Origin of the sequence: Mycolicibacterium agri (assembly GCF_002553505.1) — a bacterium.
Classification (GTDB): domain Bacteria; phylum Actinomycetota; class Actinomycetes; order Mycobacteriales; family Mycobacteriaceae; genus Mycobacterium; species Mycobacterium agri.
Genome location: NZ_PDCP01000051.1, coordinates 21,386 through 40,494, shown reverse-complemented (window position 1 = coordinate 40,494; position 19,109 = coordinate 21,386). Strand labels below are relative to the sequence as shown.

The 19,109-nt window shown below is 66.7% G+C and carries 24 protein-coding genes and 2 pseudogenes; 14 read left to right on the top strand and 12 right to left on the bottom strand.

Annotated features, from left to right (window positions below):
• From CQY20_RS23205 to CQY20_RS23185, 5 genes and pseudogenes are all read right to left on the bottom strand, one after another.
• Nucleotides 1-447, bottom strand: a 447-nt coding sequence (locus CQY20_RS23205) for a helix-turn-helix domain-containing protein (RefSeq protein ID WP_165789290.1), incomplete at its 3' end; no start/stop codon positions are given.
• 242 nt (nt 448-689) lie between these two features.
• Nucleotides 690-1,785: pseudogene (locus tag CQY20_RS23200) on the bottom strand (sulfate/molybdate ABC transporter ATP-binding protein).
• On the bottom strand, nt 1,782-2,594 hold the full coding sequence (locus tag CQY20_RS23195; protein ID WP_097942425.1) for an ABC transporter permease: 813 nt from the start codon (nt 2,592-2,594) through the stop codon (nt 1,782-1,784). The pseudogene CQY20_RS23200 and the gene CQY20_RS23195 overlap by 4 nt, the downstream one beginning before the upstream one ends.
• The gene (modA, locus tag CQY20_RS23190) at nt 2,591-3,394 is read right to left on the bottom strand and encodes a molybdate ABC transporter substrate-binding protein (protein ID WP_097942424.1); all 804 of its coding nucleotides are present in this window, start codon (nt 3,392-3,394) and stop codon (nt 2,591-2,593) included. The genes CQY20_RS23195 and modA overlap by 4 nt, the downstream gene beginning before the upstream one ends.
• The gene (locus tag CQY20_RS23185; RefSeq protein WP_097942423.1) at nt 3,391-3,795 is read right to left on the bottom strand and encodes a TOBE domain-containing protein; all 405 of its coding nucleotides are present in this window, start codon (nt 3,793-3,795) and stop codon (nt 3,391-3,393) included. The genes modA and CQY20_RS23185 overlap by 4 nt, the downstream gene beginning before the upstream one ends.
• A 168-nt stretch (nt 3,796-3,963) precedes the next feature.
• Between CQY20_RS23185 and CQY20_RS23180 the strand changes: the two genes are divergently transcribed.
• Nucleotides 3,964-4,176 carry a TOBE domain-containing protein gene (locus tag CQY20_RS23180; protein ID WP_097942422.1) on the top strand — a complete coding sequence of 71 codons (213 nt, stop codon included), beginning with the start codon at nt 3,964-3,966 and terminating at the stop codon, nt 4,174-4,176.
• A gap of 13 nt (nt 4,177-4,189) precedes the next feature.
• On the opposite strand, the gene CQY20_RS23175 is transcribed toward CQY20_RS23180, so the two are convergent.
• From CQY20_RS23175 to CQY20_RS23165, 3 genes are all read right to left on the bottom strand, one after another.
• Nucleotides 4,190-4,441 carry a MoaD/ThiS family protein gene (locus CQY20_RS23175; RefSeq protein ID WP_097942421.1) on the bottom strand — a complete coding sequence of 84 codons (252 nt, stop codon included), beginning with the start codon at nt 4,439-4,441 and terminating at the stop codon, nt 4,190-4,192.
• A complete protein-coding gene (moaA, locus tag CQY20_RS23170; protein ID WP_097942420.1) occupies nt 4,438-5,487 on the bottom strand; it encodes a GTP 3',8-cyclase MoaA in 1,050 nt (349 codons plus the stop codon). The genes CQY20_RS23175 and moaA overlap by 4 nt, the downstream gene beginning before the upstream one ends.
• Nucleotides 5,488-5,686: 199 nt before the next feature.
• On the bottom strand, nt 5,687-6,202 hold the full coding sequence (locus CQY20_RS23165) for a winged helix-turn-helix transcriptional regulator (RefSeq protein WP_207767317.1): 516 nt from the start codon (nt 6,200-6,202) through the stop codon (nt 5,687-5,689).
• Between the two features lie 95 nt (nt 6,203-6,297).
• On the opposite strand from CQY20_RS23165, the gene CQY20_RS23160 reads away from it, so the two are divergent.
• The 3 genes from CQY20_RS23160 (at nt 6,298) to CQY20_RS23150 (ending at nt 8,501) form a co-directional block, all read left to right on the top strand.
• On the top strand, nt 6,298-7,212 hold the full coding sequence (locus CQY20_RS23160) for an enoyl-CoA hydratase/isomerase family protein (RefSeq protein ID WP_163701109.1): 915 nt from the start codon (nt 6,298-6,300) through the stop codon (nt 7,210-7,212).
• A 144-nt stretch (nt 7,213-7,356) separates the two neighbouring features.
• Nucleotides 7,357-8,175, top strand: coding sequence for an oxidoreductase (locus CQY20_RS23155; RefSeq protein ID WP_234816379.1), 819 nt, complete (start codon nt 7,357-7,359; stop codon nt 8,173-8,175).
• An 86-nt stretch (nt 8,176-8,261) separates the two neighbouring features.
• Nucleotides 8,262-8,501: a hypothetical protein gene (locus CQY20_RS23150; protein WP_097942418.1), complete on the top strand. Its 240-nt coding sequence runs from the start codon at nt 8,262-8,264 to the stop codon at nt 8,499-8,501.
• Between the two features lie 63 nt (nt 8,502-8,564).
• Here CQY20_RS23150 and CQY20_RS35995 read toward each other — a convergent pair whose 3' ends face one another.
• From CQY20_RS35995 to CQY20_RS23135, 3 genes are all read right to left on the bottom strand, one after another.
• Complete coding sequence (locus CQY20_RS35995; RefSeq protein WP_163701107.1) at nt 8,565-8,945, bottom strand: amidohydrolase family protein; 381 nt, start codon at nt 8,943-8,945, stop codon at nt 8,565-8,567.
• Nucleotides 8,912-10,246 (bottom strand): amidohydrolase family protein, encoded by a 1,335-nt coding sequence (locus tag CQY20_RS23140; protein WP_097942416.1) that lies wholly within the window; start codon nt 10,244-10,246, stop codon nt 8,912-8,914. The genes CQY20_RS35995 and CQY20_RS23140 overlap by 34 nt, the downstream gene beginning before the upstream one ends.
• Nucleotides 10,247-10,322: 76 nt before the next feature.
• Nucleotides 10,323-11,333, bottom strand: a complete 1,011-nt coding sequence (locus tag CQY20_RS23135; RefSeq protein ID WP_097942415.1) for a zinc-binding dehydrogenase — start codon at nt 11,331-11,333, stop codon at nt 10,323-10,325.
• Nucleotides 11,334-11,628: 295 nt separating this feature from the next.
• On the opposite strand from CQY20_RS23135, the pseudogene CQY20_RS23130 reads away from it, so the two are divergent.
• Nucleotides 11,629-11,943 (top strand): annotated as a pseudogene (locus CQY20_RS23130) (IS110 family transposase); the annotation flags it as partial.
• 23 nt (nt 11,944-11,966) lie between these two features.
• On the opposite strand, the gene CQY20_RS23125 reads toward CQY20_RS23130, so the two are convergent.
• Entirely contained in the window at nt 11,967-12,905 is a 939-nt protein-coding gene (locus CQY20_RS23125) for a class 1 fructose-bisphosphatase (RefSeq protein ID WP_272938829.1), read from the bottom strand.
• Nucleotides 12,906-12,977: 72 nt separating this feature from the next.
• Between CQY20_RS23125 and CQY20_RS35615 the strand changes: the two genes are divergently transcribed.
• The 9 genes from CQY20_RS35615 (at nt 12,978) to rraA (ending at nt 19,068) form a co-directional block, all read left to right on the top strand.
• Nucleotides 12,978-13,517, top strand: coding sequence for a hypothetical protein (locus tag CQY20_RS35615; protein WP_308494464.1), 540 nt, complete (start codon nt 12,978-12,980; stop codon nt 13,515-13,517).
• A gap of 345 nt (nt 13,518-13,862) precedes the next feature.
• Nucleotides 13,863-14,519 carry a DUF6474 family protein gene (locus CQY20_RS23110; protein ID WP_097942412.1) on the top strand — a complete coding sequence of 219 codons (657 nt, stop codon included), beginning with the start codon at nt 13,863-13,865 and terminating at the stop codon, nt 14,517-14,519.
• Between the two features lie 11 nt (nt 14,520-14,530).
• Nucleotides 14,531-15,064: a hypothetical protein gene (locus tag CQY20_RS23105; RefSeq protein ID WP_234816376.1), complete on the top strand. Its 534-nt coding sequence runs from the start codon at nt 14,531-14,533 to the stop codon at nt 15,062-15,064.
• Between the two features lie 36 nt (nt 15,065-15,100).
• Nucleotides 15,101-15,754 carry a YcnI family copper-binding membrane protein gene (locus tag CQY20_RS23100; RefSeq protein WP_097942411.1) on the top strand — a complete coding sequence of 218 codons (654 nt, stop codon included), beginning with the start codon at nt 15,101-15,103 and terminating at the stop codon, nt 15,752-15,754.
• On the top strand, nt 15,751-16,260 hold the full coding sequence (locus CQY20_RS23095) for a copper resistance CopC family protein (protein WP_097942410.1): 510 nt from the start codon (nt 15,751-15,753) through the stop codon (nt 16,258-16,260). Before CQY20_RS23100 ends, CQY20_RS23095 begins: the two co-directional genes overlap by 4 nt.
• Nucleotides 16,257-17,180 (top strand): CopD family protein, encoded by a 924-nt coding sequence (locus CQY20_RS23090; protein ID WP_097942429.1) that lies wholly within the window; start codon nt 16,257-16,259, stop codon nt 17,178-17,180. Before CQY20_RS23095 ends, CQY20_RS23090 begins: the two co-directional genes overlap by 4 nt.
• A gap of 42 nt (nt 17,181-17,222) precedes the next feature.
• Complete coding sequence (locus CQY20_RS23085) at nt 17,223-17,792, top strand: hypothetical protein (RefSeq protein WP_097942409.1); 570 nt, start codon at nt 17,223-17,225, stop codon at nt 17,790-17,792.
• Nucleotides 17,793-17,833: 41 nt separating this feature from the next.
• The gene (locus tag CQY20_RS23080; protein ID WP_097942408.1) at nt 17,834-18,589 is read left to right on the top strand and encodes a MerR family transcriptional regulator; all 756 of its coding nucleotides are present in this window, start codon (nt 17,834-17,836) and stop codon (nt 18,587-18,589) included.
• The gene (gene rraA, locus CQY20_RS23075; protein WP_097942407.1) at nt 18,586-19,068 is read left to right on the top strand and encodes a ribonuclease E activity regulator RraA; all 483 of its coding nucleotides are present in this window, start codon (nt 18,586-18,588) and stop codon (nt 19,066-19,068) included. The genes CQY20_RS23080 and rraA overlap by 4 nt, the downstream gene beginning before the upstream one ends.
• Nucleotides 19,069-19,109 lie beyond the last annotated feature (41 nt).

Here is a 19,109-nt window from a genome sequence, read left to right as displayed (position 1 = left end):
CTTGACGTCCATGTGAACCAGCTCGCCGGGGCGCGACCGCTCATAACGCACCGCGGTGGTCTTAGAAGAGCGGATCACCTGACCGGTCATCGGGTCCAGCTCGCGTAGGTGGGGCATCTGTCGACGGTTGAGCACACGGGACACCGTTCGCGGGCACATCCCGAGCTTGGCGGCGATCTCGTCAGGACCGCACCGGTGGCGTTTGCGCCAGGCCACGATCTGGTTCTCCACGCTGGGCCGGACACGGGTCGGACTGGTATGCGGCCGCGAGGACCGGTCGTGAAGACCGTCTTCACCCTCGGTCTCAAAACGACTGATCCAGGTGTGGACGCATTTACGCGAAACCCCCATCGCTTTCGCGATATGGGCCTTGGGCCAGCCAGCCTGATACCGGCGCACTATCAGCAGCCGGCCGTGAAACGTCGTACGGGCATTACGGTGGGACACGAGAACCTCCGGACGGTGGTGGACCTAGACAAGCCACACCCCACCCGGAGGTTCTCCTCACATCAAGCCAACACGCCTGCTACCAACGTCCTGTCCCAGTACACCTAGGGCGCTGATTGAGGGGTCCGGTTCGGCGTCGCTGAGCGGGTTCGGCGCGGATGTGCGACCAGGATTGGCGGGCGGCCCCTCCGATTTGGAATTCCGGGTGGTGCACTCGCTCACCGTCGGTGGCCGGGGTTATTTCAGTTGACGTAGGTTAGCGCGGGCAGTGCGGGATGGAGTTCCACCTCTTGTGCTTTCACCACGAAGTAGACGGTCTGGCCGGGCGCGAGGTCGAGGTCTGCAGCGGATGCGGCGGTGATGTCGGCGGCAAGTCCGGCGCTTCCGTCGGGTTGGTCGGCGCCCCGGATCCGGACAGCCGTTCCGTGAATGTCCATTTCGGCGATAGTCTCTTTGAACACGTTGCGCGGGCTGGCATGTGGCGGGTCGAGGTGGACCGCCACCGCACTGGGCCGAAACAATGCGACCGCCGAGGCGCCTGACTCGAGGTCGCCGACGCCCGAAATATCAATGCCCCCCTGCTGTCCGGATCGTTCCCGGTGCGGTGACGACTCCGGGAATCAGGTTGACACCCGCGATCCGGGCGGTGAAAGCAGTTCGCGGGGAGGCCAAAACGGTACGGACGGGGCCGCTTTCCACGACCCGTCCGCGTTCGAGGACGACGACCTTGTCGGCGATCGCGAGGGCGTCGAGTAGGTCGTGGGTGACGATGATGGCGGTGCGGCGCTCGCGGCGCAGCACGTCACGCAGCAGTCGCCGCAGCGCTGGGGCGGCGGTGACGTCGAGTGCTGACATCGGTTCGTCGAGAAGCAGCACCTGGGGTTCGGCGGCCAGTGCGCGGGCGGCGGCGACACGTTGCGCCTGGCCTCCGGAGAGCTGGGCCGGGCGTCGGTCGGCGAGGTGTCCAGCGTCGACTGCCTCCAGCCAGCGTTGCGCGGTGGCGCGCGCGGCGGAGCGGCTCTGGCCCTTGCAGCGCGGGGCATAGGCGACGTTGGCGACCGCGCTCATGTGCGGGAACAGCAGTGCCTGCTGGGACAGCATGGCGACACCACGCGCGTGTGCGGCCACGAACACCCCTGCGCTGGTGTCGGTGACCACGTTTTCGCCGAGTTCGATTCGGCCGTGGTCGGGTCGCAACAGTCCGGCGATCATCAGCAGAAGCGACGATTTTCCTGCACCGTTGGGCCCGAGCACGGCGAGCACCTCGCCGTCGTCGAGTGCGAGGTCGAATTTGATTCCCCGCTGCTCGAGGGCGGCCTGCACACATACGCTGCTCATGCCGGCCCCGCCAGGCGATGGCTGGCCGACGCGATGACGATGGCCGCGGCGACCACGATGAGTACCAGCGAAAGAGCGACGGCGGCGTCGGGATCGGTCTCGCGTTGCAGGTAGATCTCGAGCGGCAGTGTCCGGGTGACGCCCTGCAGCGAGCCGGCGAAGGTCAGCGTCGCTCCGAATTCGCCCAGGGAGCGAGCGAACGCCAGCACCGCTCCCGACATCAACCCGGGAATCACCAGGGGCAACGTCACCGTCCGCAGCACGGTGGTGGGCCGGCCACCGAGGGTCGCGGCGATGCGTTCGTAGTCGGTGCCGGCGGTGCGCAGTGCACCCTCGAGGCTGACCACGAGGAAGGGCAGCGACACGAAGGACTGTGCCAGCACCACCGCGATGGTCGAAAACGCGATCTGGATGCCCGCCACCTCGAGTTGATGACCGAGCAGCCCTTGCCGGCCGAAGGTGTACAACAGGGCAATCCCACCCACGACCGGGGGCAGGACAAGCGGGAGCACGACGAGAGCTCGCAGGACCGACTGGCCGGGGAATGTTGCGCGGCCGAGTACCAGCGCCATCGGTACGCCGACGAGCACACAGACTGTGGTGCTCGCCGCGGAGGTCTTCAAGCTCAACACCAATGCGGTGCGCGAGGATTCGGACGCGATGAGGGCGATGAAGTTCGGCCAGTCAATCTTGAGCAGGATCGCCACTAGCGGCACGATCACGAAGAGCGCACCGACCACCGCAGGCAGAAAGATCCAGGCTGGCAGCCCGACCTGGATCAGTCCACCAGACCGCCGTCCTGCCGTCATGGCGCAGCGAAACCCGCTTCCGCCAACACCTTCCGCCCCTCCGCGCCTGACACGAGATCAACGAACTTTTGCGCGGCGGCAGGGTTCTTCGACCCCTTGAGGACGGCGATCGGGTACGTGTTCACAGCGCCGCTGGACTCGGGGAACGGGACCGTGGTGACCTTGTCACCGGCACCTTTGGCATCGGTGACGTAGACCAGTCCAGCGTCGGCCTGGCCGGCGGTGATCTTTCCCAGCACGTCGGTGACTGTTGATTCCTCGCTCACCGGCTTCAGGGTCACGCCGGTGGCTTTCTCGACCTTTTCGGTGGCCGATCCGCAGGGCACCTGGGGTGCGCACACCACGACCTGGGTGCCGGGCTTGGCCAGATCCGCGAACGATGCGATCTTTTTCGGGTTTCCCGGCGGAGTGACGATGGTCAGCGTGTTGGTGGCGAAGTTGACCGGATCTTTGGCCACCAGGCCGGCGTCGACCGCCTTGGTCATGTTCTTCGTGTCGGCGGACGCGAACACGTCGGCGGGTGCGCCTTGCGTGAGTTGGGCAACCAGATCGGAGGAACCCGCGAAATTGAACGTGACCTTCGTTCCCGGGTTGTCTTTCTCCAGTTGGGCGGCCAATTTGGTGAAGGTCGACTTCACCGATGAAGCCGCGAACACGGTGATATCGCCGGTGATGCTCGCGGGTGCCGGCGATGCACCTCCGGTCGTCGTCGAGGCGGTATCGGTCCCTGACGTCGAGCAGCCGCCGACAAGAGTCGCAGCGCCCAATGCCGCCACGGCCACAGCGAAGATCGATCTCATGACGTTCCTCCAGGTGTTTCGATGATCACGGTTGTTGCTTTGACGACCGCCACGGCGACGACGCCCGGTTCGAGGCCGAGTTCGGTGGCCGACTCACTGCTCATCAGCGAGACGATGGTGAAGGGTCCGCACTGCATCTGCACTTCGGCCATCACCTGATCTGTAGTCACCTTCGTGACGAGACCGACGAACCGGTTACGTGCGGAACTGGCGACGCCGAGGGGATTCGGTGGCGGCGCCGCGTGTTCCCGGGCGAACTCGGCCAGCGCATCGCCGGCGATTACTTTGCGTCCCGACTCGTCCTTGAACGAAGGAAGGCTGCCGCTATCGATCCAGCGGCGCACCGTGTCGTCGCTGACACCGAGGAGCGCAGCCGCATCCTTGATCCGAATGGCTGTCACGCCGACCTCCTCTGCGCCAGTATGGCTCCGCACATGCGGAAAAACCATACAAACTGAGTGCGGTTTACGGTTAAGTATCGCTCAGAATTCCGCAGATAAGGCGCTATCAGATTCCCTCTGCGTCGAGTACGGTGTGACCGTCGCTACTGCACAGAAGGGGATCTCGGAATGCGTCTGTCCACCCGCAATCAGCTGCCGGCCACCGTCACCGAAGTGAATATCGGCGGCGTGATGGCGACGGTGAAGGTTCGCCTCGACGGCGGCGATCAGATCATGACCGCATCCATCACCAAAGACGCGGTCGAAGAGCTCGGCCTTGCCGAAGGGGTTGCTACCACCGTGCTGGTGAAGTCGACCGAGGTGGCACTCGCCGTCGACTAGGACGTCGACGAAGCTACCCGCCGGCAAATGGCGGCAACACATCGACCGTGTCGCCGGAGAGCAACATGACCGCGTGGTCGCGGACAGCGACGCCGTCTCGCAGGAACGAGCATCGCCGCAGCACCCGCGCCAACTCTTCGCCGCGGTCACCCAGCATCCCGAGCAATTCGGCAACCGTCGTGCCGTCGTCCAGGGCGATCGCTTCAGCCTCCGCACCCGCCGCCGCCCGGGCTGCGGCAAAGTATCGGACGGTGACGGTGGTCATCCGCCGATCGCACTCATCGGCCGGTCCGGCTGCACGAATCCGGGGTCGTTGATGCCGTGTCCGGCCGGTTTTGCCCACATGGCGGCACGCCAGGCCGCCTCGATGACGTCGTCGTCGGCGCCGCCGCGCAGCAGACCCCGCAAATCCTTCTCGCGCTGGGAGAACAGGCAGCTGCGCACCTGTCCGTCCGCGGTGAGGCGGGTGCGGTCGCAGGCTCCGCAGAACTCGTGGGACACCGACGCGATGATGCCCACCTTGGCGGGCCCGCCGTCCACGAGCCACAGCTCGGCCGGTGCCGACCCCCGTGGCGCGGGATCGGGGGTCAGCTGGAAATGTGCCTGGAGCGCGGCCAGCACGCCGTCGGCACGTTGCGCGGTGTCGCGGTCCCAGTGATGTTCGGCGTCGAGTGGCATCTGCTCAATGAACCGCAACTGATAGCCATGGGCAACGCAGAAGCGCAGCAGCTCGACCGCGTCGGCCAGCCCGGTCCCCGGATCCAACACTGCGTTCACCTTGACCGGTGAGAGCCCGGCCGCCGCTGCGCCTGCGAGCCCTTCCAGTACATCGGCGAGGCGGTTCCGTCGGGTGGTGGCGGCGAAGCGCTGCGGGTCGACGGTGTCCAGCGACACGTTGATCCGGTCCAGCCCGGCACGCTTGAGGCCAGCCGCCCGTCGTCCCAGCCCGATCCCGTTGGTAGTCAGCGCGATCTCCGGGCGGGGTTGCAGGGCCGCCGTCGCCGCGACGATCCGCTCCAGACCCTTGGCCACCAGCGGCTCACCACCGGTGAACCGGACACTCTTGATTCCCAGGCGGGTGACCGCGATGCGCAACAGCCGGATCAGCTCGTCGGGCTGCAGCAGCGCGTCGCCCGGCAGCCAGTCCAGGCCTTCGGCGGGCATGCAGTACGTGCAGCGCAGGTTACAGCGGTCCGTCAGCGACACGCGCAGATCGGTAGCAACCCGCCCGTAGGTATCGACCAGCGGACCAGTGTCCGGGGCCGAAAGCGCGTTCGGCATGGAGGGCACGCCCAATGCGACCATCGTCATACCCGCACGATCTCCTCACCCAACGGCCACCACATCGTGTGCGCCATGATCGCAACTCTCACGACAGAGCACCAATCAGATTTCCCCGCGATCATCGAACCTATCGGTTTAGATATCTCGGCGCGGCCATGAGACGTGTCCAAGTACGGGCCACCTCTCCCAAGCAGGCGCGGTTATCTGACACCGTTCAGCGGGGCGCTCATGGGTTGGCGGGACTCGCTGGACGAGTGGCCTCTGAACGGTGCGTTGACTTCGGGAGGGTTTCAGCTCGTGATGCTGTCGGGTCGGTGTAGTGGTAGCTGATATCACGGACGGTGAGGTGCTCGCCACACTGCGCACAGCGCAATGACTGTTCCACAGCCCCGCCGTCGGTGACGTGTGTGAGTGTCAGCGGGGGCTGGTCGACAATCCAGCGGTCGGCCCAGTTCATGAGCGCAACGATGACGCCGTACAGGTCGAGGCCCTTCTCGGTGAGTCGGTACTCGTCGCGAGGTGGATTCTGGCTATAGGGACGGCGCAGCAGGATTGCGTTGTCGACAAGTTTGCCAAGCCGGTCGGACAAGATATTGCGGGCCACGCCGAGGTTACGTTGAAAGTCAGCGAAACGGGTGACTCCGAAGAAGGACTCGCGCAACACGAGGAACGTCCACCGGTCTCCAACCTCGCCCAGGGCGGCCGCGACCGAATCGATGCGAAACTCGCCTAGATCCATCATGGGATACAGCGTACAAGGGTCAGTTGCAAACTAATACTCACTGTGCTTCACTGTCGGTAGCCAAACGCAACTTAACTGGTTGAAGGAGAATCGCTGTGGCCAGTGTCGAGAATCGTCTCGCGCCGGGAGCGCCGGCACCATCAGCGCACCACGTCGAACTTCCGTACGCAGGCCTGCTGTATGCCGAAGACGGCGCTGTCGCGCGCCTGACCCTGAACCGCCCCCAAGCCCACAACGCGCTGTCGATGCAGCTCTCGAACGAGTTCATCCACGCTTTGGAACGGGTCCGCGACAGCACCACCATCAAGGTGCTGGTCGTCGAGGGCACCGGCGGCACGTTCTGCGCCGGGGACGACATCACCGAGATGTTCCAGTGGGGCAACGCCGACCAGGTAATGCGGCGCGTCACCGGCTATCAGCACATGGCTGACACGCTGGAGGAGCTGGACAAAGTGACCATCGCGCGCGTCGACGGTTACGCCGTCGGTGGCGGCTTGGAGATCACCATGGCCTGCGACTTCGTCATCGCTGCGGCAACCGCGAAGTGGGGCATGCCCGAGGTCGACGTCGGCATCACCCCGGGCTGGGGAGGCACCACGCGGATGGCTCGGCTGATCGGTCGGCGTCTGACTAAGGAGATCAACCTGCTGGGTGCCTTGCACCCAGCATCACGAGCAGCCGAGCTGTCACTGTGGAATCGGGTCGTCCCTGATGGGCAGCTCGACGCCGCCGTAGACGAGTTGATCACCGTGGTACTCAGCAAGAATCAGCAGGCGGTGCGGCAACTGAAATTCATCATCAACAACGGCGTTGAGGCGGACCTGAAGACCGCGCAAGCATTCGAGAAACTCTCCGCCGGGCTGACGGGCGCGGTTAACGGAGCCTGGCAGATCCCCGACGCCGACCAGGGCACCGGAGTTATCGGATTCCAGGCCAAGGACTCGCTGTGGCCGCACCGCCGCGCACTGGCCCGCGACCTGTGGACAGACGGCCCCACCCCCGCGCCCTAACCGCGGCGGCGCCGACGCTGCCAACCTACGTCTGGAGATTCGATGACCGAGCACTGGACCACCGACCAGATCCCCGACCTCACGGGGCGCACCGCCGTTGTCACCGGCGCCAACAGCGGGCTGGGCTAACTCACCGTCCTGGCGTTGACGCGGGCAGGAGCAAGTGTCACCGCAGCCTGTCGCTCCGAGGCCAAATCCGCCGACGCCGTCACCCGCGTGCGTACCGAGGTTCCGGCCGCAGACATTCGTGGCACTGTTCTCGACCTTGGCGCGTTGGCAAGTGTTCGCCGATTCGCGACCGACCTTCAGCACAGTCACGACCACCTCGACATCCTGGTCAACAATGCCGGGGTGATGATGCCGCCGCGGACGCTGACCGAGGACGGCTTCGAGAACCAGTTCGGCACAAACCATCTCGCCCACTTCGCCTTGACCGGGTTGTTGTTCCCGCTCCTTGAGTCAGCACCAAACGCCCGAGTGGTGACGGTGACCAGCACCGAGCACAAACCCGGACGTATCCACTGGGACGATCTGGACGGGGCCGTCGCCTACAGCCCGCGCGCCTTTTACCAACAGTCCAAATTCGCCAACGCCGTCTTCGGCCTTGAACTGCATCGCCGACTACACGAGGCCGGCAAGCGCACCGCGAGCCTGCTGGCGCACCCCGGCTACTCGGCCACCAACCTGCAATCCTCCGGTCCCACCGGCATCACCAAACAGTTCATGCGCATTACGAACCGCATCCTGGCCCAAGACCCGCGCCGCGGCGTCCTGCCACAGCTGTTCGCCGCCACCGGCCCGACCGCCCGCGGCGGCGATGTGATCGGCCCGGACGGGCCACTTGAAAGCCGGGGCTACCCCACCCGCGTGTCCGCTGTCGCCGCCGCTCACGATCCGCACACCGCCGCTGAGCTCTGGTCGCTTTCGGAGCGCCTCACCTCGGTCACCTACCCGATCCCGTAGCGAGGGCCCCGACGAAAGCCGTATGCGACCTATCCCTGCAGACGATCCAGCTCGAGCAGCACGGCCGCGTTCTCACTGCGACCTACGTGAACCCACCGATCAACCTGGTGAACTCGACGTTCCTTCGCGAACTTGACCTGCTGACCAAGGCGGTCGACCGTGATCCGTCGATCGGCGCGGTTGTTCTAACCGGCGGGGGGTGGCGTCAGTTCGAGCAAGTGTTGACGTCTGTGCTCAAAGTCCCGGCAGCGTTCAACCTCGTCACGGTCGTCATTCTTTTGCTGGAATTCAGACATCTTCCCTGTCCGGATGCCCTGGTCAGGTGATGTAAATACGGTGCCCCATCGCTTGTGGATCCCGTGTTTCGCTGCCTGGCAGTGTGCGATGACTCACTGGGCGGTGATTGGTATTTCGGATGCGGTGGCGAATGCGAGTTCACCGCCCACGTAGGTTCGCCGCACGATGACCGTGGTCAGGGTGTCGACGTCAATCTGGGTCGGGTCGTCGGAGAGCACGACAATGTCAGCGCGCTTGCCGGGTTGTAGCGTGCCAGCCACATTGTCGACGCCGAGGGCCAGGGCTGACCCCGCCGTGTAAGCGCGCAGGCCCTCTTCAACGCTGAGCGCTTCCTCGGGTTCACACTGCAGACCGCTGCGGGTGCGCCGGGTCGCGGCGGCTTGGACGCTGGCGAGGACGTCGAAGTCGACAACCGGATAGTCCGAACTGCCGGCCAGTATCACCCCGGCATCGGTGAGCGTGCGAAGCGGCAAGACCAGGAGAGGTTCGGAATCGGCGTCCTCGCGACGGCGTCCCCGAGAAAGTCATAGACGAAGTAGGGCTGGACTGTGGCGATGGCGCCCACGTTGGCGATGCGCTGTGCGAGCGGCGGGTCAATCAGGACGGTGTGTTCCAGGCGCGGTCGTCCGGGCAGCCTGTGCAGGCGTTGCTGGTGTTCTTCCAATGCCGTGACCGCCATGTTCACCGCTTCGTTGCCGATCGCGTGTTGGGCGACCTGGAGCTGGTTGTCAACGGCCTCAGCGACGGCGGCGTTGAGTTGTTCCTGTTGCCAGAACAACATTCTCGCGTGGACGAGCTGATCGCGGCCGATACGCCATTGCAGGTGTGACTCCGCCCGCAGCGCCGCTAAGCTTCGTGCGGCGACGGCCGACCTGATCGCTTTCGCGGCGAATGTGGCCGCCTGCTGGATCGAGAAACACAGCGCGCAGCGGCTTGCGCCGTCGAGGATCAGTTTCGCCGGCCCGACCGGGGTGCTCTCGGGTCCAGAGCCGGTTGGCCCTACGTCGAAGCGTGGATCGAGCATGCTGCGACCACCCAATGGCATCCGATGAACGATGACTGGTAGTGCCCGGGCGCGGGCGGCGCGTTCAAACAGCGGGTCGAACATCGGTGCCACCGCCGCGTCTGCCACGCGGACTATCCCGGCGGCGAGCAATCGTCGCGAGTGCCGCTCGCATTCGGCGGTCCAGATATCCTCGCCGCGATGGGACAACGATCCGCGCGATCTCGCGTCCGCCAGAAACGTCGCGCCTTCGACGATTTCACCGGTCAAGCGGCCCAACCGGTCTCGTCGAAGCAAGCCTCCGGGTGGATTGGGTGAGCTTCGGTTCCAGCCCATCTCGGCCATCGCCCGCGAGTTGACACATCCGTCGTGACCGCTGTAATCGATGAGTAGCAGCGGGTAGTCGGGGCAGACCTCGTCGAGCTCGCGGATGTGCGGGCCCCGACCCTCGTTCAGCAGGGCCGGGTCGTATCCGCGCATGCGTATCCAGCCGTGCCCGTCGTGGTCGGAGACCGCCCGGTTGACCAGTTTCAGAAGATCGCCGACCCGGCTGCCGGGCGGCAGGTGCAGGCCGGGCACCCCGGCGTCGAACACGGCCAGGGAGAAATGGTGATGTGCGTCGATGAATCCCGGCAGGATCGCCGCTGAACCGAGGTCATCGACCGGGACGTGTTGACCCATGGCCGACCGAACATGCTCGACGGTGCCGACCGATTCGATGACACCGTCGCGGATTCCCACCGCGCCGGCCCGCGGCTGGTGGGGCTCCATGGTGATGACGGCGCCGCGCAGGATGCGCTCCCGCGGTTCGGCGGGGCGGCACGTCGCTCGTTGGATATCGTCGTCTCTAGCCAGGGGGCATTTCGAGGACGAGCTTGTGCCCCGGCGGGAGGTCGGCCAGTTGCCGGTGGGCGTCGATGACCTCGTCGAAGGGCGCCGTGGTCACCGTGGGTGCCCGGAGTTGGCCGCCGGCGATTCGGTGTAGTTGGTCGTGCAGGATCTGTCGGTACCTTTGCGGCTGTAACGCGACCAGTAGCGGGACTGAGCACAGACGTTCACTGGGCGAGGTGAATCTGCGAGCCAACGTCGCGGGCCCACCCCGCGCGGCGTCGACGCGACCGTGTCCGGGCCGGCCGCTCCATGCGGTACGGACCACCGTGCCCGTGCGCCTGGTCGCCGCCCGAACCAGTGCGGTGCCGGTGTGGTCGACGCCGGCGTGCGCCCCGCCGGCGGTCAGCTGCCGAATCATTATGGGCCAGTTCGGATCCCGGTAGTTCACGACGTGCGCGCCAAGGGACTCCGCGCTGGCGCGGGTGCGCTCCGATGCCGTGCCGAACACCCGCAGTCCTTTCGCGACGGCGAGCTGAGTGAGCAAGCTGCCGACCGGGCCGGAGACTCCCTGGACGAAAAGTGTTCCGCCGTGGGGTGGTTCGGCTAGCTCGAGTGCCAGGTCCGCGGTGACCAGGTCCAGTGGCAGGGCGGCGGCAACTGTTGAGTCGAGTTCATCGGGCAACGGAACCAGGCGATCGATGCAGGCATTCAAATGTGTTGTGTAGGACCCCATCCGGGCTAGACAGCCGATCACCCGCATGCCGATAGACAGTCCCCGGCGAGCCGCGGCGGCATTGGTGGTCTCGACCACGCCCACGAAGTCATAGCCAGGAACGAAGCCGGGCCGGGGCTGGAAGAGGTAATCGCCTGACCGCGCCATCGCGTCGGTCGATCCGACCGACGCATGCGTTACGCGCACGCGCACGCGCCGACGCCCCGGCTCACCCAACGCGAACGATTCGACGTGCAACATCTCGGGCGGCCCGAATCGGTCGACCGTTACCCGGCGGGCGTGTGGCGCGATCATTGGCGACGCACCGCGGCGGCGGACGACAGCTCAGCGGTTGGGCCGTTCATGACTACCCTTAAGTTCGTAGGTGCAGTTACTTCGTGTTGTTACGTTGGGCTGTGACCCGGGTGGGCCGGGTGAGGCAGCATGACTCGTGCCGGCCTGATGGTGCGGCTTGAAAGGACTGGCCGCCCGGCCTGCCTGGACTTCCTCTGGCCGCTGATTGAGATCTGCGATGCGATCGCCTATTTAAGGAAATGCTGGCGGGGTTGTCCGTGGGGATTGTGTTGGTAGACAAGTGAAAAGGGGTTCGATGACGACGGGCCAGTTGTGGGCTGGTGTGGATGTCGGCAAGGAGTACCACTGGGTCTGTGTGGTCGATGACAAGGGCGCGGTGGTGTTGTCGCGCAGGCTGGTCAATGACGAACAAGCGATCCGCGAGCTCGTCAGTGACATTGACGCACTGGGTGATCAGGTGTCCTGGACGGTGGATCTGACCACGGTCTACGCCGCCTTGTTGCTGACGGTGTTGGCCGAGGCCGGCAAGTCGGTGCGCTATCTGGCGGGCCGCGCGGTCTGGCATCACAGAGGTCGTGCCAGCGCCCGAGGATCCCGTGACCGAGACGATCGGATTTTTGCGTGACACGCTAGTCAGACCGCCGCGCTGCGGAACAGGCCGCGTGTGCCGTAGAGCGGCAATTTGGAGGCCAGCTCATAGGATTCGCCGTGGTAATCCTCGATGATTGCGACCTCCTCGCGAGCACCGAACACGAAAGAGACCCGCTGGTGCACATCGGTGGGAACCACGTCGAGGAGACGGCCTCGTCCGGTGCTGGCCGCGCCGCCGGCTTGCTCGATGAGAAATGCCACTGGATTCGCCTCGTACAGCAGCCGCAACCGGCCGGGCTTGACCGGCTGCCGCGAGTCACGCGGATACAGGAAAACTCCTCCACGGGTGAGGATCCGGTGAGTTTCAGCCACCAGCGAGGCGACCCAGCGCATATTGAAGTCTTTTTGGCGGGGCCCTGAGCGGCCGGCGAGACACTCCTGCACATACCGTTGCACGGCCGGCTCCCAGAATCGCTGGTTGGACGCGTTGATAGCGAATTCCTTGGTGCTCTCCGGTATTTGGATTGACTCGCGGGTGAGGATGAACTCCCCCAGGTTCGGGTCCAGGGTGAACGCGTGCACCCCGGTGCCGACCGACAGGACAAGCATCGTCGACGGCCCGTAGATCGCATATCCGGCGCACACCTGCTCACAGCCGGGCTGCAGAAAGTCCTGCGGCTCGGGGTCCGAGCCGGGTTGCGGCGCCCTCAGTATCGAAAAGATGCTGCCAACCGACACATTGACGTCGATGTTCGAGGATCCGTCGAGCGGATCGAACAACAGCAGGTATTTGCCCCTGGGGTGTTCGGCTGGCAGCCGGTAGGGCTCGTCGAGCTCCTCGGACACCATCCCGGCGACACGACCGCTCCACTCGGTGGCGCGCAGAAAGTATTCGCATGGTTGGCGGACCGCTTCAACGGAGTCCCGACCGCATCGAACTGCAGACAGTTCTAGGAGCGACGCAGCCAGGCGTGACGGCACGGCCTGCAGGTTTCTCGACACCGGGGCGATGGAGGTCCAGACACGGTCTGGACGAGGCCTTATCGGTTCCAGATGTTTCGGTTACAGGCTCAGCTCGGTCGGCAGCCACCCAGCCACCCACCCAGGCGGGGGATGGCCGGTCAGCACCGCCCCCGACATCCTTGGGGCATGTTTGCCGATCGCACCACCTTGGTGCAGTTTCTGATTGAAGAACGCCGGCGTCACCCCGACGCGTCCGGGGACCTCAACGGCCTGATCCTCGATGTCGCGCTCGCCTGCAAGGCGATTTCGAACCGTGTCGCGGCCGGCGCGCTGGCCGGGGTACTGGGTTCGGCGGACCACACCAACGTCCAGGGCGAGGTGCAGCAGAAGCTCGATGTGCTGGCCAACCGTGGTCCGCTCACCATCCACGAACAGCGGCAACAGCAGGTTGATGTCCAACTTGTTGAACAGCGGTCCGGGCATCGACGGATAGTGACACCGCCGCCCCGAGGGCTCCCAGCAATGCACCGAGGGCCGAATAGGAAGCCAGCTTTCCGATCAGGAACCCGCCCACGGGCAGCAGGTCCAACCGCGCGGACGCGACTGACATCGGGCACCGCCTGGCCATGACATGTCCTTGTCCGATCGTCCGTAGCCGTGTCCGGGATCGGCAATCGCGCTCGCGCCACCGGCGCCGGTGATGAGCAGCCCGGACGCGACGAGAACCGCCGACGCGGCGACACGCACACGCGGAGCCACTCGGTCACCACCTCTCAGCACGCCCGTCGACCGAGGGGCGGACGGGGAGTGTCACAATTGTCGCACAAACGCCTCACACACGTTTGCTAGTGGATCGAACCACATGCGCACCGGGGCACGCCAACGCTGGCCCGAATGCGGGGCGATAGTGTTGGTGCTGCGCCATCGCGCAGATCAGTGGCCACGATGTCGACGAGACGACCGGAAGGCGGCCAGATGGGCCTGTTCAAGCGACGCAAAAGCCGCGCTACTCGGCGAGCTGAGGCCCGCGCCATCAAGGCGAAAGCGAAGCTTGAGGCCAAGCTCGCCGCGAAGAACGAGCGCCGTCGCGACAAGGCGGCCCGCAAGGCCGAGGCCAAGGCGCTCAAGGCCCAATTGCGCGCCCAGCGGCAGAGCGACAAGGCCGCGCTCAAGGTTGCTGAAACTCAGCTCAAGGCGGCCCAGGAGGGCAAGCTGTTCTCTCCGACGCGGATCCGCCGCGCGTTGACCGTCACCCGGCTGTTGGCGCCGATCGCCGTGCCGCTGGCCTACCGCGGGGCAATGGCCGCGCGGGGCTTCCTCGACGAACGGCGCGCCGATCGGCTCGGCGTTCCACTCAGCCAGCTGGGCCAGTTCTCGGGGCACGGCGCCCAGCTGTCGGCCCGCATCGCGGGCGCCGAGCAGACGCTGCGGCTCGTCGCCGAGAAGAAGCCCAAGGACGCCGAGACCAAGGAGTTCGTCGCCGCCATCACCGAGCGGCTCAGCGAGCTGTCCGCCGCGGTCACCGCCGCCGAGAACATGCCGTCGGGCAAGCGCAAGGCGGCCCACGATTCGATCTCCCGCCAGCTCGACGGCATCGACGCCGACCTGATGGCTCGCCTCGGCGTGGCCTGAAAGGCATCGCCGTGAGCCAGCCGTCGACCGTCGCAGCGCGTCTGCGGGGGACGGCTGCCGGGCTGCTGACCGCGACGCTGGCGGTGGCGGCCCACGGCCTGGCAGGCAGTGCCGCTCCGACGGGCACATCGGCGGCGCTGCTCGCGGTGCTGGCCGTGACGGTCGGCAGTCTGGCCGCGAGCATCGCCCGCACGTCAGACGCCCGCGTGCTGCTGGCATTGCTCGCAGCAGGTCAGCTCGCCGGCCACCTGATGTTGAGCGCCGCAGGCCACAGCCACGGCGGCGACACCGCGACGGTGCTGCCCGCCCCGGCGATGCTGGCGGCGCACGCGATGGCGGTGGTGGTCGGCGCGCTGCTGATCGCGGCGGGCGACCATCTCTGCCGGGCGGTATCGCGCGTCGTCGGCTCCGTCGCGCGCGTCATCGTGCCGCCGACGCCCGAGCGCGCCGTTGTCACGATCTGCGCCGACCAGCCGATGCATTCGGCGCTTCTGCTCGCCGCTTCGATGTCACACCGGGGACCGCCGGTCAGCCCCGCACGCTGACCGTCCGAAATCCCCAACACAGAAAGTGACAATTGAATGCGTTCCCCATCCGGGGCGCCCAAGCGCGCCCTTATCAGCGTGGCCACCACGGCCGCGGCCTTCACTCTCGGGCTGGTGACCGCCGGCCCGGCGTCGGCGCACGTCCACGTCGACGCCGACGATCCCGCGCCGGGCACCACATCGGTGCTGACGTTCCGGGTGCCGGGCGAATCCGACACCGGGGCCTTGACGACGCAGTTGCGTGTCGAGCTGCCCGACGTCGCGTCGGCGCGTACCGAAGTCATGCCCGGCTGGACGGCCACGGTCGAACGGGACACCGCGGCGGGCACCGTCCACTCGGTCACCTGGACGGCCGACCCGACGATCGGCATCTCGTCGGACCAGTTCGCGCTGTTCCGGGTGTCGGTGAAGCTGCCCGACGGCGACAGCGTCAGCTTCCCGACCACCCAGACGTACTCCGACGGGACGGTGGTGCGCTGGGACCAGGCGCCGCTACCCGACGGCGCTGAACCGGAGCATCCCGCGCCTGTGCTGAGCTTGACCGGTGCGACGCCGACGACCTCCGAGCACGCGATGACGGCTCAGGCCACGCAGGGCGCCGACAACACCGCGCGCTGGCTCGCCGGCGGCGCCATCACGCTGGCCGCCGTCGGGGTGGCCGCGGCATTGATCGCGCGGAGACGCACATGATCCGGATTGCCCGGCTCGCGTTCATCGCCGCCCTGGTGGCGGCGATGGCGCTGGCCGGCGCCCCGGTTGCATCCGCACACGCCGTCCGCATCGCGGCCGATCCCGCCGAAGGCGCCGCGCTGGCGCAGGGACCGCAACGGGTCAGCGCGACATTCAACGAGCAGATACAGCCCGATTTCGCCGCGATGACCGTGGTGGGACCGGACGGCAACCTGTGGTCGGACGGCGACCCGCAGGTCGAGGGCGCGGTGGTCTCGGTGAGTGTGCGCCCGCTCGGGCCGACGGGCACCTACACGGTGAACTACCGCGTGACGTCGGCGGACGGCCATCCGGTGTCGGGGTCGTGGCAGTTCGAGCTGACGGCGCCAGGGCCTGGCACGCCGGGCCGGGCGACGGCCGCACCGGCCGAACCCACAGATGGCGGGATTCCGGTGTGGCCGTTCCTGGTGATCGGTGCGCTGATCATCGCCGGCGGAGTCTGGTGGGCGACGCGGCGAAAGACGTGACCCGGACCCACGCCGCGCTGGGCGGGCTGCTCGTCGTGCTCGCCGCCTCAGGCGCGGCGTGGGCGTTGGCGTACCCGCAGGCCGCGCCGGCCCAGGCGGTGGTGCGTGCGGTCGCCGACTGCGCGGCGGCCGTCACGCTCGGCCTCGCGACGGCGCCTGCGCTCGAGGACGGCCGCCACCGAACCGAGCTCATGCACCGGGCCGAGGCACCGCTCGCGGTCGCGGCGGGCGTCTGGCTGGTGGCCGAACTGTGCCGCTTGGTCGTCGGCGCCGCAGCGGCTGCCGCGATGCCGGTGACGCGGGTCGGCCTCGGCACGGCCCTTGAGTTCGCGTCGGCGACCGCGGTCGGGCGCTCGGGGGTGTTCAGCGCGGCGGCGGCCGGTGTGGTGCTGCTGCTGGCCGTCGCCGCCCCGAGGACTGCCCCGGTGACCGTCGCCGTCGCGGGCGTCACGGCAGTTGGGTTGGTGGCACGCACAATTGGCGGTCACATGGCCGCGAGTGCCCTGGGCGGGGCGGCAATTGCGGTGCACGCGTTGACGGCCGCGCTGTGGTGCGGAACGTTGGCGGCGCTGGTGCTGACGGTCGAGCACCGCGGGCAGTGGGCCCGGGTGCTGCCGCGGTTCTCGGAGCTGTCGCTGGGGTGTGTGATCGCCCTGCTGGCCGGCGGGGTCGCCGGGGCGCTGGTGGTCATCGGCAGCCCGTCGCAGTTGTTCGGCACGGGCTACGGGCGGGTGTTGCTGATCAAGATCGTGCTAACTGTTGTATTGCTCGCGCTAGCGTGGAGCAACCGGGCCCGATGGTTACCCGCGGCAAAGTCGCACCGCGTGACCGCATATTTGTCGCGGTCTCGATCGCTGACCGAGCTGGCAATCATGACCGTCGCGTTGACCATGGCCGCTGCCCTTTCCGTCACGGGCTAGGGTTGAGTGACTAAAGACGAGACACTGCAAAGGAGCAGCCCGATGGCCGACCCGCAGGATCGCGCCGACGAAAAGCCTGACGTGCCAGCGCCTGCGCAGATACCGCCGAAGCCGGAGACACCCACCCCCGCTTCGGATGCCGCTCCTGCACCTGCCCCGGCTGCTGAACCGTCACCCGAAAAACCCACCGAGCCGACGGGCGACAAGCCGCCCGCCAAGAAGGCGGCTGCCAAGAAAGCCAAGGCCGCGAAGAAGGCTCCGGCCAAGACCCCCAAGAAGACCCCTGCGAAGGCCGCCAAGAAGGCGGCGCCGGCGAAGAAGGCCGCCGCGAAGAAAGCTTCCGCCAAGAAGGCCGCGGCCAAGAAACCGCCCGCAAAGAAGGCGGCCGCGAAAGCGGTAGACGGCGACCGCGATCTCGTCACCGAGGCCAAACAGACTGCCGCACAAGCGAAGTCGACGGTGGCCGCAGCGGGTAACCCGGTGACGGCGCCGCCGAGCGTTCCGTTGGTCGGCCCCCCGCAGTCGCGGCTGCCGATCGCTGCGGCGATCGCTGCGGGTGTGCTCGCGATTCTGTTGGTCATCATCGCCAGCCGCCGCGGAAACACCGACTAACAACTTGACCCTCACGCGGCGTCAGGGTTGATAGTGGCTTCATGGACGCCAAAACGGTTGGTGCGGTAGCCGCCCTGACGGGGGTCTCCGTTCGCACCCTGCACCACTACGACCACATCGGCCTGGTGGTGCCGAGCGTTCGCACGCCTGCCGGATACCGCGGCTACACCGACGCCGACATCGAGCGGCTGCACCTCGTACTGGTGTACCGGTCGGTCGGGATGCCACTCGACGAGATTCGCACGCTGCTCGACGACCCGGACGCCGATGTGGTCGCCCACCTACAGCGACAGCATGCGCTGCTGTCCGAGCAGGTTGACCGGCTTCAAGACACCATCAGGGCAGTGGAGGAACTAATGTCCGCGCACCGCAAGGGAATTCAGCTGACGGCTGAGGAGCAGGTGGAGATCTTCGGCACCACCGCCTTCAGCGAGGAGTACGCCGCAGAAGCCGAGCAACGGTGGGGCGACACCGACGCCTGGAAGCAGTCGCAACAGCGGGCAGCCAGCTTCACCAAAGAGGACTGGATCCGGATCAAGGCCGAGAATGACGCCTTGCTCGACGCACTCGCCGAGGCCAAGCGCGCCGGCGTCACACCCGGCTCGGAGCGCGCCAACGAGTTGGCCGCCAGGCACCGCGCATCGATCGAGCGGTACTACGACTGCAGCGACGAGATGCACCGGTGCCTGGTCGAGATGTACCTCGCCGACGAACGGTTCACCCGCTACTACGACGACGCCGAACCGGGCCTGGCGCAGTACGTGCACGACATCGTGGTGGCTAGCATCGACGGGTGAGCATTCAACCGCGTCCCACGGCTGACCTTGTCGACGAGATCGGCGCCGACGTGCGCAGCTGCGATCTGCAACTGCGCCAGTTCGGCGGCCGATCGCAGTTCGCCGGACCGATCACCACCGTCAAGTGCTTCGAGGACAACACGCTGCTGAAATCGGTTCTGTCCGAACCCGGTAACGGCGCGGTGCTGGTCGTCGACGGCGACGGATCCCTGCACACCGCACTCGTCGGCGACCTCATCGCGGGCCTCGGCGTCGACAACGGCTGGGCGGGGCTGATCATCAACGGCGCGGTACGGGACTCCGCGGCGTTGCGCACCCTCGACATCGGTATCAAGGCGTTGGGCACCAACCCTCGTAAGAGCGGCAAGACCGGCGAGGGGCAGCGCGACGTCGCCGTCGACTTCGGGGGCGTGGTGTTCGTGCCGGGGCACATCGCCTACAGCGACGACGACGGGATCGTCGTCGTCGCCCCGGACTGAGCGTGGGTCCCAGCGCACCTCCCCCGCGAGACGGAACCTAC

Coding starts and splice junctions, on each gene's coding strand:
- CQY20_RS23195 (WP_097942425.1), bottom strand. CDS start 2,594: ATGACGGCAGGACGGCGGTCTGGTGGACTGATCCAGGTCGGGCTGCCA.
- modA (WP_097942424.1), bottom strand. CDS start 3,394: ATGAGATCGATCTTCGCTGTGGCCGTGGCGGCATTGGGCGCTGCGACT.
- CQY20_RS23180 (WP_097942422.1), top strand. CDS start 3,964: ATGCGTCTGTCCACCCGCAATCAGCTGCCGGCCACCGTCACCGAAGTG.
- CQY20_RS23175 (WP_097942421.1), bottom strand. CDS start 4,441: ATGACCACCGTCACCGTCCGATACTTTGCCGCAGCCCGGGCGGCGGCG.
- moaA (WP_097942420.1), bottom strand. CDS start 5,487: ATGACGATGGTCGCATTGGGCGTGCCCTCCATGCCGAACGCGCTTTCG.
- CQY20_RS23165 (WP_207767317.1), bottom strand. CDS start 6,202: ATGATGGATCTAGGCGAGTTTCGCATCGATTCGGTCGCGGCCGCCCTG.
- CQY20_RS23140 (WP_097942416.1), bottom strand. CDS start 10,246: ATGGAGCCCCACCAGCCGCGGGCCGGCGCGGTGGGAATCCGCGACGGT.
- CQY20_RS23135 (WP_097942415.1), bottom strand. CDS start 11,333: ATGATCGCGCCACACGCCCGCCGGGTAACGGTCGACCGATTCGGGCCG.
- CQY20_RS35615 (WP_308494464.1), top strand. CDS start 12,978: ATGTTTCGGTTACAGGCTCAGCTCGGTCGGCAGCCACCCAGCCACCCA.
- CQY20_RS23110 (WP_097942412.1), top strand. CDS start 13,863: ATGGGCCTGTTCAAGCGACGCAAAAGCCGCGCTACTCGGCGAGCTGAG.
- CQY20_RS23100 (WP_097942411.1), top strand. CDS start 15,101: ATGCGTTCCCCATCCGGGGCGCCCAAGCGCGCCCTTATCAGCGTGGCC.
- CQY20_RS23095 (WP_097942410.1), top strand. CDS start 15,751: ATGATCCGGATTGCCCGGCTCGCGTTCATCGCCGCCCTGGTGGCGGCG.
- CQY20_RS23085 (WP_097942409.1), top strand. CDS start 17,223: ATGGCCGACCCGCAGGATCGCGCCGACGAAAAGCCTGACGTGCCAGCG.
- CQY20_RS23080 (WP_097942408.1), top strand. CDS start 17,834: ATGGACGCCAAAACGGTTGGTGCGGTAGCCGCCCTGACGGGGGTCTCC.